This window comes from Aeromonas sp. (assembly GCF_051657805.1).
In the GTDB taxonomy this organism is placed as follows: domain Bacteria; phylum Pseudomonadota; class Gammaproteobacteria; order Enterobacterales; family Aeromonadaceae; genus Aeromonas.
Genome location: NZ_JBOFLJ010000049.1, coordinates 28550 through 41080 on the forward strand (window position 1 = coordinate 28550; position 12531 = coordinate 41080).

The 12531-nt window shown below is 55.3% G+C and carries 11 protein-coding genes and 2 pseudogenes; all 13 read right to left on the reverse strand.

Annotated features, from left to right (window positions below):
• Nucleotides 1-29: 29 nt before the first annotated feature.
• The gene (locus tag ACRCYW_RS15695; RefSeq protein ID WP_438550984.1) at nucleotides 30-2834 is read right to left on the reverse strand and encodes a TrlF family AAA-like ATPase; all 2805 of its coding nucleotides are present in this window, start codon (nucleotides 2832-2834) and stop codon (nucleotides 30-32) included.
• Complete coding sequence (locus tag ACRCYW_RS15700) at nucleotides 2831-3862, reverse strand: hypothetical protein (protein ID WP_438550985.1); 1032 nt, start codon at nucleotides 3860-3862, stop codon at nucleotides 2831-2833. Before ACRCYW_RS15700 ends, ACRCYW_RS15695 begins: the two co-directional genes overlap by 4 nt.
• Nucleotides 3862-6621, reverse strand: a complete 2760-nt coding sequence (locus ACRCYW_RS15705) for a DUF499 domain-containing protein (protein WP_438550986.1) — start codon at nucleotides 6619-6621, stop codon at nucleotides 3862-3864. Before ACRCYW_RS15705 ends, ACRCYW_RS15700 begins: the two co-directional genes overlap by 1 nt.
• A gap of 398 nt (nucleotides 6622-7019) precedes the next feature.
• Nucleotides 7020-7595, reverse strand: coding sequence for a hypothetical protein (locus tag ACRCYW_RS15710; protein ID WP_438550995.1), 576 nt, complete (start codon nucleotides 7593-7595; stop codon nucleotides 7020-7022).
• Nucleotides 7596-7679: 84 nt separating this feature from the next.
• Nucleotides 7680-8042: a hypothetical protein gene (locus tag ACRCYW_RS15715; protein ID WP_438550987.1), complete on the reverse strand. Its 363-nt coding sequence runs from the start codon at nucleotides 8040-8042 to the stop codon at nucleotides 7680-7682.
• Nucleotides 8039-8254, reverse strand: coding sequence for a hypothetical protein (locus ACRCYW_RS15720; RefSeq protein WP_438550988.1), 216 nt, complete (start codon nucleotides 8252-8254; stop codon nucleotides 8039-8041). The genes ACRCYW_RS15715 and ACRCYW_RS15720 overlap by 4 nt, the downstream gene beginning before the upstream one ends.
• The gene (locus ACRCYW_RS15725; protein WP_438550989.1) at nucleotides 8254-8748 is read right to left on the reverse strand and encodes a hypothetical protein; all 495 of its coding nucleotides are present in this window, start codon (nucleotides 8746-8748) and stop codon (nucleotides 8254-8256) included. The genes ACRCYW_RS15720 and ACRCYW_RS15725 overlap by 1 nt, the downstream gene beginning before the upstream one ends.
• A 116-nt stretch (nucleotides 8749-8864) precedes the next feature.
• Nucleotides 8865-9203, reverse strand: a complete 339-nt coding sequence (locus ACRCYW_RS15730) for a hypothetical protein (protein WP_438550990.1) — start codon at nucleotides 9201-9203, stop codon at nucleotides 8865-8867.
• A 24-nt stretch (nucleotides 9204-9227) separates the two neighbouring features.
• Nucleotides 9228-9419, reverse strand: a complete 192-nt coding sequence (locus ACRCYW_RS15735; protein ID WP_438550991.1) for a hypothetical protein — start codon at nucleotides 9417-9419, stop codon at nucleotides 9228-9230.
• A pseudogene (locus ACRCYW_RS15740) lies at nucleotides 9416-9664 on the reverse strand (JAB domain-containing protein); the annotation flags it as partial. The gene ACRCYW_RS15735 and the pseudogene ACRCYW_RS15740, both read right to left, overlap by 4 nt.
• Before the next feature lie 9 nt (nucleotides 9665-9673).
• Nucleotides 9674-10794: pseudogene (locus tag ACRCYW_RS15745) on the reverse strand (IS3 family transposase).
• A 13-nt stretch (nucleotides 10795-10807) separates the two neighbouring features.
• The gene (locus ACRCYW_RS15750; protein ID WP_438550992.1) at nucleotides 10808-11281 is read right to left on the reverse strand and encodes an Arm DNA-binding domain-containing protein; all 474 of its coding nucleotides are present in this window, start codon (nucleotides 11279-11281) and stop codon (nucleotides 10808-10810) included.
• Between the two features lie 239 nt (nucleotides 11282-11520).
• Nucleotides 11521-12153, reverse strand: coding sequence for a LysE family translocator (locus ACRCYW_RS15755; RefSeq protein ID WP_438550993.1), 633 nt, complete (start codon nucleotides 12151-12153; stop codon nucleotides 11521-11523).
• Between the last annotated feature and the right edge of the window lie 378 nt (nucleotides 12154-12531).

Genomic DNA, 12531 nt, shown 5'->3' on the forward strand with positions numbered 1-12531 from the left:
ATCTTCGGCTCGGTGTGGAATTTCACAGGTCATGACAATCCTCGACCCAGTCGATGCCAGCGACGTGAGAAAGCCTCACGGCCGCCTTCCATAATTCGGCACACTTCGTCGCGCACGTTTTGTTGCTGCAATGCGCCTTCGGTTTTGACAAAGCATTGACCATTGAAATCAAGCGCAAAAAGCATCTCTGCGTCGCCATTGACCACAATGTTCGGGTTGTGGGTAACGACGATGAGCTGACGAAGCAGCTTGTTTTCTCGTATCTGGCGAACAACCAACTCGTAAATCAGGTGGTTGTCGAGATCGTCTTCTGGTTGGTCAAGTACCAGTGGTTCTGCACCTTGTGCCAGCAAGAATGCCAGCATCGCTGCCGCTCGCTGTCCTGCGGACGCTTGACCGATGGGCTGGAAGTCTTTGCCGTCACCTTTACGGCTGTAGTTGACGAGCAGGCTGTCCTCGGGAAACCAGCAGCGAATATGGTCGATGAATTCCGGGTGCGCTTCGCTTTTGCGTTGAAGGTAGTTCTTGAACTTTCCTCCCAACGCGCCGCCACCGCCACATGCCTCGACCAGCCGATCCTTGAGTGTCAAAAGCCCGACCTCGCTATCGGCAGCGACAAGCCAATCGGCAACAAGCCCACTACTTGCGGTATCGCCGTCCATATCAAGGATGTCCGACACGAAGCGTTCGTCCATGACATCCAACATTTCACGCAAGGAGCGTTCTACGGCACGCGCATCATTGCCAAACGGAACCATATCGATACGCACAAAATCATTCTGGGCGAGCACCTGGTCGAGAAAAGCCTGACGTGTCTCACTGATGTTTTTCCGTACCTTAGAAAGATTCAGCCAGAGCACCTCGCATTCCATGACGAGGCGATCACGCTCCTGCTGAAGGAGAGCCATTTTCTTGCTCTCACCTTCAAGCCGCTGCTTTTCCTGCACCAACCGGGCGTACTCGTTGGGGTCATTTACACCCTGGGTCAGCAAATCTGCTTTGAGCTTCTCGTAAGCCTGTTTAGCCGCTTCAATTCGCTGCCTCCAGGACAACAAGCAAGGATCTTGGCGCAGGGCATTAAGTGACGTTGAGAGCTGGCTTGCCGCAGTATCCACAGCCTTCTGCGCAACCAAAACACGTTCGTTCAGGACTCCAATTGCTGCAAGGACGTCAGCATCCGCTTGGGCATCGAAAGGTTCTTGGTGGAGCACATCGATAGCCATTTCCTGAGCAAGGTTCTGTGCTTTTTGTGCAATGTCATCAGCCGACTGGAACTGTTCTTGGACTGCTTGATTTTGCTGCCGTGCCCGCTGATATGCCTTCAGCACATCAGCATGATCCGCTTGCTCGAAGGTTTTTAGTTTGCGCTCCACGTCGTGAAACTGCCGCTGAACCTCAGCATTTGCTTTGAGTCGCCCGTCCAGCTCACGAAGCTTGGCACGCTGAGCAAGATAATTTCGCTTTGCTTCCTCAAAGGAATTTTTTGCAGATTGGGTTTCCGCGGCCTCATCAATCACACCGAGCAAGGCAAGCGTATTCTCGCCAGCCAGCGCCGCAATCTGGCCTTGGCTGAAAATCCGCAAAGGGAATCTTTGCGGAGACACCTCTTGGCTGATGGAGCGTTTCCATTCACCGTTCTCATGCTCTTCGACAATGACCGTCTGCACGGAACTTTGTTGCCACGTCAGACGGTGTGGAACCGCATCTCGAAGAAACTCCAGCACGATTGCCGTTTGATCAAGCAACCCGCCTCGGTCGTCACGGTTCTTTGAAACCTTCACGAATTGTTCAAAGGTTTGCCGAGGCTCGCTCTTTTCATCAAGGCGATTGATCTCTCCGGTTCGACCGGATGCCAAGCGTAGTGCGTGAATGAAGGTTGACTTGCCTGTGCCGCGCCCGCCGACCAAGGCATTGAAGTAGGGGCTGAAATTTAAGACTGACGCGTTACTGCGCCCCATCGCACGAGCATCTTTGACCGTGATCGACGTAATAAAGTGCTCTGGTGTCTTGAATGGGTCAAATGTATCCTCGTCACTACGACGAATAGAGACGTCATTGCCATCGAGCAGAGCAAGTCGCAGGCCCTCCAATGACGGTGTTGCCATTTTGACCCAGGTGTAGCTTGAGCCCGGAACGTTCGGATATGGAGGACGGAAATTATGGCGGTCCGAACCAAGTACCTCTGCCCATTTCAATTTTCGTTGGGTGTAGATGGCAGGCTTAGGGGTGCCTGCATTTACGAACTCCATCGCAAGAATATCATTCGACTCCAATACTTGAGCGACCGTATTGGGGTCAAGTTTCGGCTTCGCCCCTCCCTCTGCTTCAAGCTGTAATAGCCCTTTTGCACAATCAGCGTGAGCAGGAATTGGCAACCCCCCCGCCGCGACGATGGCCTGGATCACTTCGGAAGCTGCTTCTCGCGTCACTCCATCGCTATCTCCATTGGTGTCTTGGTACTTGACCGCACCGAGAAGCTTGTCGATGTCACTCGTTGTGGTTTGAGCGCCGAAGACAGCAAGCAAATGAAAGCCGCCGTTAACAGAAATCTCAACGCCTGGAAAAAGATGCAGCTCGCGAAATCCAGCAGTTGGATTTGCTTGCATTGCCGCGTATGCCGCTTTGATTTGATCAATCCACGCACCGCTGTTGTGATCGGTTACCGCAACACAATCAATCCCTGCGGCCATATATTTGAGCAGCCAGTCCTCGGGCGTCAGAGCCCCCTCGCTTCCAATCAGGTCATGCCAAGGAGTGTCCTTCGATGCAGGGGTATGCGTGTGGAAGTCGAATTTCCACCAGCGTGAACCCGGGTACGGCCAGATTGAACTCACGCGGATGTCCCCTTGGTAATCTCAACAAACGGCGACAGCACTTCCAGCAGCGAGAGGCCGCCGTGCGTCAAGGTTGGGTAACCCCCCTGACTACGCCACTTTCTGCGGCCGAGAGCTAGTAGGTGAGCGCCGTGCGAGCTATTGACTTGCAGAGCTACCGGCGGAACGAAGGGGCCCGCGTCCCCCGCTCCCGTCTTGCTGCGCCCACTGGAAAAAGTCTGCTTGAGGTGGGTGGCAACCTCACCATCGGCATCAGGGAAATAGCCGGTGGCTGCGTAGCCGTGATCCGAGGTGATAACCAAGCGCCGCCCAGTGGCAAGGCGCTCAACAAAGGCCCAAAAGTCATCGCTGGAAAGTTGCTGCGCGGCATCCTTGGTCAGTAATTCCAGCCCTTGGCCTGCGCCGTAGTCATGCAGCTTGGCGTCCGGCCAGTGATGCCAGAACACCCAATCCTTCGCGCCCGAGACGCCACCTAGCAGTTTTTCGCAGTCTTTCCACGGCAGATCGATGGTTTCGGTCTGCGCGGGTTGAAGTTTATGCGCCAATCCGCCGCCGTTGGCCTGCAACTGGCTTCGGCTGGACAAGCCTAGCGCTCGGGCAAACTCATTAGTTTCGCCGGGTAATTCGGAGGCGGTGGCTGCGACACCCTGCAGGGTGAATCCACGTTCTTTCGCTCCCTGCAGCAACCAAGGCAGTTCGCGCAGACTCAGGGCATCAAGAATCAGAACGGCGCGGGCAGCACTGTTTCCATAACCCGGCTCGGTCCACCAACGAGCAAGACGGTCCGATGTGCGTTCCACGCCGCTGATCTCGGATTGGCCGAAGCATCGCCACAGATCCCAACCACTGGACGCAAGGAACAGATCGAGCTCGCCGATCTCGCGGTCGCGCTTGACGACCTCGCCCGGGGCATTGCCCTCTGCCAATGGTCGTGAGGCGATATTGAGCGTGCGCTCGATAATGAAACTCCACGCATCCGCTGAGGTGCCTTGAGTCAGGCGTTGCAATATTCCTGCATCAAGCGCCATCAGTTGTCCTCCTTCTCAAGACTCAACTCGAAAGTCATGCCATCGGGCAGCTTCTTGAGCAGTTCCTTGAGCTGCGCGCCGGTGGCGGCAGACACCTTGATCGAGACTTCTGCCACAGGCGTGGCTGGGCCAATGCCCCAACCTTCAAGCTTGCCGATCAGGTTGAGCGGCGAGGTTGGGGGGGTAGAGAGCGGGACACGCGGTTTGGTGGCGCTACTTGTGCCGCCACCAAAAATGTCACCTACGTTCGGCGATGTACCGGTGCCAAAAGGGTTGTCGCCACCGGCAGGTGGGACGGGTGGCGTACTAGTACTTTCGCCGCCAAAGATATCACCGCCATTTCCGCCAGCAGGTGGCTGCGGCGCAGGTGGAGTAGTGCCGCCGGTCGCAGGTACAGCAGAAGGCTCCATAAGGAACACTTCATCAAGCTGACGCCCGGTGTAGGAGAGCTTGGGGCGCAAGCGCCGCCACGCAGATTCCTCGTCTTCACCTGCGTGGGTTTGCAGATGCTCCAGATTGCGCAGGTTAATGGCGATCTTGCCGCGTGCACACAGGCGTAGGATGCGCTCCTTCATCGCGGTTTCACCCAACCAAGGAATGCAGTCCTGACCTGCCGGGCGCGGCTCCTGCAGTTCGCGCAGCAACTTGCCGAGGGACGCGTTCTCAGAGGCCGCTTCGAGCACAAGATCTTCGAAGTCTTCTGGAACGAAGAGATCGTTGGTCAGCATTTCCTCGATGCCATCGGGAATTTGAGCACCTTGCTTTTTCAGGTGTTCGACACTGAACAGGGATTGCTGCGGGTTCTGGTGATCGTAGCGATGCAGGACGGCAAAACGGTCAAAGCGCTTCTTCAGGTTGTCACGCAGGGTGCCTTCGAATTCTTTGTGCAGCTTTTTGTATTCCGCCGGGTTTGTAGAATTGTGGCCGCTCCACTCCTGCGCCTTCATTTCAGCGCGTGCGAGGATTAGCAGGTCGCGATCCAGGAATGCATTGGTGGAACCAGATCGGGGCAGCAGGAAGCGAATGGTGTTGCGGCGCTTTTGCAGGTGATCCTTAAGCCAACGGCCCAGCGTCTGATCGACTTTTTCCGGCTCCTCCGGCAATACCAGTACAGGTAAACGGTCATCCCAACTCTCGGGCTGCTCGGCTTCGTCGAGTGATGTCCATGGGTCTGTCTGCCAGGATCTAGGCAGTGCAATCACGCGGAAGTTTTTTGCGACCTCGTCGCTGCCACCGATGACATAGCGAACCTGCTTAGCCAATTGAGCCTGATCGGAACCATCGGTAAACAGCTTGTCGTTACGGGCACAAGCCATCAATTTGGCTCGAGGATTTTCTTCCTCACGGAAGACCAAACGTGGGCCATCCTGATGGATGTTGAAGCTGTTCTCGACAATCGTTGCCAGCTCTACCTGGAAGGCATTGCCATCCACCGGTTTAGATCGGGTGATGTCCACCTGCAGCGTGACGGGATCGGCTCCCGCGAGGTTGCCGACAGCAATCGACCGCAGCCAAAGTGCGCCCACGATCTCTTGCAGGTGTGGGGCAAGGTTGGCGTGGTCGTACACCGCCTCGGTCACCGAGATGATGTTGTGCTGCGCCTTTTCGCGCAGGGTGCGATGATGCTCGTTGGACACCGAATCCAGCAGTGCGCCAATACCCGAGGTATCGTCGTCCAGCCGGAAGTCGGCAGCGGTGAGCACGGGTACGGCTTCACCACGGCTCTTGTAAAGATTGGCCAGGATGCGAATCATGTCGCGCGTTTCCTGCGCGTCAGTGGCGATCAGCACCTGCTCCTCAAGCAGACGCAACAGGTGCGGTGCATAAGGCCAAGACTCGGTGAACTCGCGGCGCTTGCGATCCTGCTCGGCAGGTGGCACACCAAGCAGGCGGAAGTATTCTGAGACGTGCTGGGCAATCAGTGAATCAATGGTGCCGTCGGCAATCTGCAGGCGGTTGTCGAACAAACGGTGCAACAACATCCGACGCCGATCCTGTTGGATACGCTCGGCATTGCCACCCGCCTTGAAGTCGATGGCCACCGGATTAACACGGTGAACCTGCTGGTAGGCATCGCTACCGCCATTGCGCACGGAGATCACTAGCACCAACAGATCAGGCCGCTCTTTGGCAATCTCCGAAAGGATCTGTATAAAGTTGAACGCCCAGTTCTTCCACGGGTACTGTTTGGTGTTGGTCAGGCCATCGTACCAGGTCTGGAATTCATCCAGCAGCAGCATCGTTGGCTTGTGCTCCAGGAGCTCGATGATGAGCTTGTCGGAGGGGATGTCGGTCTTGCCCGCCCCCATCCCTTCCCACTTGCCCTTGATAAACTCGCCACGCGGATGGCGTTCGAGAAGCAAATCCCACAGGAATTTGTAGCGCTGGCGGTGTAAGCTCTCACCAATGACAAGCATCTCATCGCGCAAAGCAATCTTGCCTATGTTGTCGTCACCGAGCATAGAGGCCCAAGATTTCAGCCATGAGCTTGTCGATTTAGCATCATTGACAGCATGATACAACGCAGCCATCAAGTGCGACTTACCCAATCCGCGTTCGCCGATCACGACTATCGGGCGACCCTGATTAGGGCCTACGGCCTCAATTCCCTTCAAAAGGTCATGGGTCGGATATGTGATCTCCAAAAAGTGCTGCGCACCAATCTGTGTTGCGCCGGTGTTGGAGTCGTTGGAGAGCTCAATCGCAGTACCTTTGAGGCGCTTGCCCCGAAATTCATCCCGTAGGTTCAATCCAAGCATTACTTGTTTTCTCTATAATTCTGAGGCGGCAGGACGCTCTATGAGCGGTTTCTTTCTGCTTACGCGAATACCCGTTTGCGAATCACATCATAAACTTTTATCAAAAATAAACTCTTTGAGCGAAAAACCTAACCACTCCCAAAAAGTGTCCAACTGAACGCCCAGATATTAACAAAAGAGTCACTCGTGGGGGGAAGTCCTGATGCTGCATCCCGATCACACTAACATCAATATGGATATAAATACTTTCATTAATGATTTCATATAGCTCCCACACTTTCTAGTTGTCTTTAAAGCACAACATCAGAGCCCTGAAAAGGAGACCCTAATGAGTCGACCGCTTGGGCTTTTATCCATAGAAGTCATTTTTATAGCTTGATAGCAGCACGCTACTACACTCACAACTCTGAAAATTCGAGAATGTACGCATTAATGGCATTTAGATTGGCTACAAAATGGCGGGTCACAACATCCGCTTCCGGGTCGATGCTGATAAACGCCGGGGCTTGCGGGTAGTACTGGTGGAGCCGTGCCAGTTCAGAGCGAAACGCCTCGACGTTCGGCGCAATCACATGGCTGGTATCCCCTTCGGCGTAAGTAAAGGTTTCGAGTTTCTCTGTGTGAATCCAGATGCCGAAATACCACGCATCCTCCTCGGTGTCGTACTGCTGCCAGCCTTGGGCCAGCAGTGTTCGGTCGTAGTAGTAACGGTCAGCCTGATGACTCCCCCGGTCGATGCGGCAACCCGTCACGGTGAGCTCGAACGGGATACGCCCTGCTTTGTGGGCTTTCTTGACCCGGCGCAGTAGCTTGAGGGCCTTGGCTCTACTGCGGCCATTACCGATCGGGTACGGCTGTCTGGCCCGCAATGCCAGGTGGGTCATTATCTTCGACGCGGTGTTGTGATTGAGCTGACCGATAGCAGCGGTGAGCAGCCGGGCGGTCAGGGTGCTGTAATCACGCAAGTCATGTATGGGAGGGTTCCTTCAAATGCAAACAGCCCCTCGGCGTGAGGGGCTGTAAGATGTCTTGTTTGTGTTTGTGTTGGTGGCCGTGGCTCAGGTGTGACTACTCCAATCCGGCTCGTCGTTACTGCCGTGGTTGACGTAGGCCCCGACAATCACCCGTTGCCACTCGCCGACCGGTTGGCCTGCTGCATTACAAGGGCAGCGGAAGCGGGCGAAGTTAATCTCACACGGCAGGCGTTCACGCATATCCCGTGGACTGACAAAGAGCATGGTCTTGTGCAGCACCGGATTGGGGGCGACCAGTGGACCGCCGATACGCCTACCTTCCACATCGTGGGCATAGGCAAAGCCCGGCAGCATCAACTGCTGACTGATAAGCTTGGCGAGCTCTGGATGGGCACACATTGCCTCCGCTACGGCGGCCTGACTAAAGCTATCGTTGAACTCGATCATGGGTGTTTCTCCATTTCCTCCGGTGAACGGTAGGCCGCTGCCAACAGCGCAAACTGTTCGACCAGATAACTGATGTTGATGCCCAGTTCATCGCTGACCGCATCTCCCAGAAGGTGATGCAGGTGTGCCATGTCATCGGCGACACGTTGGGCTAGGTGGGCCATTGAACTCGGTGGCGAGCTTGCCACTGTCAGGGTGATGGAGAGATCCATCACATCTCTCCCCAGGGTGCTTGCTCCCACAGTGATAACCGGGTCAGCACGTCTTGCGCCAGCGCTTGCTGCAACTGCTGTATTACCTTCACCAACCGGGGAGCCTGCTCAGGGCTCCCACTCCATTCGCTCGATTGGTACAGGGCGCAGCAGGTGAATTTATACAGAGCCACCAGCTCGCTATCGGTGTGTAGTGTCTGGTGGTAACAGTGAGCAGGTTTAAACGGACTCAGCTTGTTCGAGCGGTGCTGGCGTGGTTCCTGACGCCCCAGCTGATAGCGATGCCAGACTGCACGCCGGTTGGCGAGCATCATCAACCGTACCAGCCGGTCTACCCGCCATGTCCAGGTACTGGTCGTGTCTGCTGGCGGCAGCCACCAGAGGGAGCGCAGCAACTCAAGGGTGTAGTGTGGTGGCATGGGGGCATTGCAAAAGCGATGTAACTGCACTGCAAAGGCCAGGTAATCCTTGCGATCGATCATGAAGGCAGACATGGGCATAGCTCCTTGAAATGAACAAAGCCACCTTCGGTGAGGTGGCCTTGTGGGTGATGTCGGGATATCCGGATCATGGTGTTGGCGCTGATGATCCGGTTTTGGGGATGTTGGCGTTATTCGTGTACTTGCTCTGCGTCTGGGTGAGCAACATCAAACAGGATGGTGTAGAGCGCACAATCAATGCCGTTAACGGCATCGTGATGCGGGTAATAGGGCGGTGCGTCTCGGGATCGCCCGAAGTAGTCGCCAAAGCAACTGAGGCACTCGCGGACCTCGATGGAGGATCCCCGCAGCAAGGTCCCTTCAAACTGCATGGCATAACCCTCGTCGTGACGGGCTTTGGTGACGGCCTTTTCCAGCAACGTCAGTACATCCTCGTTGCAGGCAGTGGTCAGGCTATGGCGCAGCTTCTCGAGCGTTTCCTCACGCGAATAGGGATTGGGTAATTGCATGGTGCTTGTCCCTTCTTGGCGCGGCTAATAGCGCAGCTGATGCAGCAGCGTATCGATAGCCTCGATACAATCAGCCTGGGTGAGCAGGTAGCCATTAGGCAGGTGAGCCACGATGGCGGGCTCTGCCTGCATCTCGACGTTGTCTGCAAGCCAGCAGCGCAGCTCGATGAGGATATCGAGGGCGGTGAGGTGGGGTTTGCCTGGAGGAAGGTTCATAGCTGGCCTCTTTCGGCCAGCGAGACTACGCCCTCCGCACCGACAACCAGATGGTCGAGTAACCGCACATCCACCAGAGCTAACGCCTCTTTGAGGGCCAAGGTAAAGACCCGGTCAGATTGACTGGGTTCCGGGTCACCACTTGGGTGGTTATGGACCACGATGATGGCCCCACTGCAAAGCAGTAACGCCCGCTTAACCACTTCCCGTGGGTAGATGCTGGCGCTGTCGAGGGTGCCACGAAACTGTAGTGGTCAACTAAATCCGGACACTTGGTTAGGCCGATCCTCGGCTTTTGCTGGTGGTATTCCATCATTGTGTTGATGTGGACGCCGCCAGTTGTAGTAATCCATCAGGTAATAACTGATATCCCGTTTCGCTTCCTGCAAGCTCATATATCCCATAGCCGGGAGCCACTCTGACTTCAGGCTCCTGAACAACCGTTCCATCGGGGCGTTATCCCAACAATTACCACGCCGACTCATGCTCTGGGTCATGCGATAGCGCCACACTCGTTGCCGAAATGCCCGGCTGCCATATTGGCTGCCCTGGTCAGAGTGAAATAGCACACCGGATGGGCAACCCCGCTGCTGATAGGCCATCTCCAGTGCTTTGATTGCCAGCTCTGCATCAGGCTTATCAGACATCACCCAGCCCACGACCCGCCGGGTGTGCAGGTCAAGAACCGCTGCCAGGTAATGTCAACGACCACCTGCCCAGACGTAGGTGATATCGCCGCACCACACCTGATTGGGTTGCGGAACATCAAATTCTCGGGCCAGCAGATTGGGAATGTCCGGTCGTTCAGACCGTGCACCTTATAACGGTGTGCGCCCGGCTGTTTGGATGCCAGCGCGGCTTCTTTCATCAGGTTACGTACTTTGAATCGGCCAATCTGATACCCCAGCTCCCTCATCATCGACATCAAGGTGCGGCTGCCCGCTGAGTTCCGGCTTTCTTTGAACAAACGGCGCAACTCAGAACGCTGTTGCATACAAACAGGAAGTGGGTACATCGAAAGCGCAGCAGACCAGAGTAATGGGGGCTTGCTCCCTTAATCGGTCTATCAGCGCGTACGTGTGAACTCGTCCGCCATCAAGAGAGCAGTAGCCTTTTTTAGAATGTCCTTTTCACGTTCGAGCCGGTTGATACGGGCTTCCAGCTCCTGGATTTTCTGCTGCTCCGGAGTCAGCGCTTTGCCGATTGGAGTTGTGCCAGTTCGTTCGGATTGCAGTTGCTGAACCCAGCGGCGAAGTACGGTTTCACCGACATCCAGTGAACGGCTTGCTTCGGGGACAGAATATCCCTGGTCGAGCACTAGGGATGCGGCTTCGAGTTTGAATTGGGCAGTAAATGAGCGACGTAATCTTGTCATTGAACACCTCAGGTCATGGTGGACCACCTAAAAGGATGTCTGGGATGATTAGACCACTACAAAGATCTCCGATACGGGGATAGACCCACTTCGCAAATTGCTGGCGATGCTTCTCACTGTTAGACCTTTTCTTATCAGCGTGATGGCAGAGCCAATACTCGAGTGCATCTTTAACCGTGACAGGCTTCAGCCTTTCATCTTTCCCGATCCGCGTCATCAAGGCGGGATCATTGCCCTCTTCCAACCAAGCTCGACATTGCGCCGCCTTTTTCCTTGCTTCGGAAAGCGACAGTCCCCCCTCCTGACCGGTATAGGATCCCAGAGTCAGGTTTTTTGCCTTGCCAACAATTCGATAGCGGTACACGAAGCTGACTTTTCCGCGATTCCTCCACAGAACAGATAGCCCATCCCTGTCCGCAACCTTTCTGGGCGTATCATCATCGTGACCACGCAGCATTGCTTTGAGTTTTGAATCTGAGATTGCCATTTTGAACCCACATTTGAACCCACATTTGAACCCACACTTGTCTTATATCCCCTAAGATAACTTTAGACAACCATGGAAAGTTAGGTGATATAAATCAATAAGATAGGTACGACTTATAGACATCACCAAACAGCATTAGACAAGCAGTGTGATAATACTGCATGAACTGATTTCAGTTCCCTGCTGCAGTGCAGACGAAGGCGTATCTCAGCGATGGGATACGCCTTTTTCTATGGCTGTCATTCGGCGGCCAACTTGATCCCGAGCCCCACGAACAGGCCCCCCATCAGCCGATTGAGCCAGGTCCCGACCCGGGTGGGTAGACGCAGCTTGCGGCTCGCAAAGGCGGTGGAGAAGGCCAGCAGATGGCACCAGATCATCCCGTTGATATTGAAGATACAACCCAGCACGATGAAGGCCAGCGCCTTCTGCGGTGCCGCGGGATCGATGAACTGGGGCACGAAGGCCAGGAAGAAGAGCGCGACCTTGGGATTGAGTACATTGGTCAGCAACCCCTGCCGGTAGATACGCCCGTAGGAGAGCCTGGGCAGCGTCACGGGCGCTTCCCCGGTGACGGCAATATTCGGTCTCTGCCTCAGCAGTGAAATCCCCAGATAGACCAGATAGAGCGCCCCTGTCAGCTTGATGACGGCAAACAGCTCGGCCGAGGCACTGAGCAGGGCCGACAGTCCCAGGGCCGCCGCCAGCACGTGCACCATGGTCCCCGTCCCTATCCCCAGCGCCGCCACCGAGCCAGCCCGCCAGCCCTGGGCGCAGCTGCGCAGCATGATGAGCAGGGAATCCGGTCCCGGCATCATGTTCAACAGCAAACCGGATACGACAAACAACGCCAGATCGTGGATCCCCAACATAGACAGCTCCTTGTGTATGAAAGAGACAGTCTATGGATCCTGCTGGGCTTGTCACCCCAGTTTCCGGCGATAGTGGCTATTAACGCAGGGCATAGCCGTCCTAGGTGTGGAAAGAAGATGTGGGTAGACGTGGCAGTCCAGTAGTCCGGTAGTCCGGTAGTCCGGTAGTCCGGTAGTCCGGTAGTCCGGTAGTCCGGTAGTCCGGTAGTGTGGAGCGAAAACGAGGCTGGAGATAGGTTATCGGAGGCGCAGAAGGCGGTTTATTTGACTGAGTGAAAGTGGTTTTACGATGCAGTTGTCTGATAAACAGTCTATAGATGGACAAAATATCTGCCAAATGCCGAATCCCAACCAATAAAGAAGCCCGCTCAGATGAGC

Coding starts and splice junctions, on each gene's coding strand:
- ACRCYW_RS15715 (WP_438550987.1), bottom strand. CDS start 8,042: ATGATCGAGTTCAACGATAGCTTTAGTCAGGCCGCCGTAGCGGAGGCA.
- ACRCYW_RS15705 (WP_438550986.1), bottom strand. CDS start 6,621: ATGCTTGGATTGAACCTACGGGATGAATTTCGGGGCAAGCGCCTCAAA.
- ACRCYW_RS15750 (WP_438550992.1), bottom strand. CDS start 11,281: ATGGCAATCTCAGATTCAAAACTCAAAGCAATGCTGCGTGGTCACGAT.
- ACRCYW_RS15720 (WP_438550988.1), bottom strand. CDS start 8,254: ATGGATCTCTCCATCACCCTGACAGTGGCAAGCTCGCCACCGAGTTCA.
- ACRCYW_RS15730 (WP_438550990.1), bottom strand. CDS start 9,203: ATGCAATTACCCAATCCCTATTCGCGTGAGGAAACGCTCGAGAAGCTG.
- ACRCYW_RS15755 (WP_438550993.1), bottom strand. CDS start 12,153: ATGTTGGGGATCCACGATCTGGCGTTGTTTGTCGTATCCGGTTTGCTG.
- ACRCYW_RS15700 (WP_438550985.1), bottom strand. CDS start 3,862: ATGGCGCTTGATGCAGGAATATTGCAACGCCTGACTCAAGGCACCTCA.
- ACRCYW_RS15735 (WP_438550991.1), bottom strand. CDS start 9,419: ATGAACCTTCCTCCAGGCAAACCCCACCTCACCGCCCTCGATATCCTC.
- ACRCYW_RS15725 (WP_438550989.1), bottom strand. CDS start 8,748: ATGTCTGCCTTCATGATCGATCGCAAGGATTACCTGGCCTTTGCAGTG.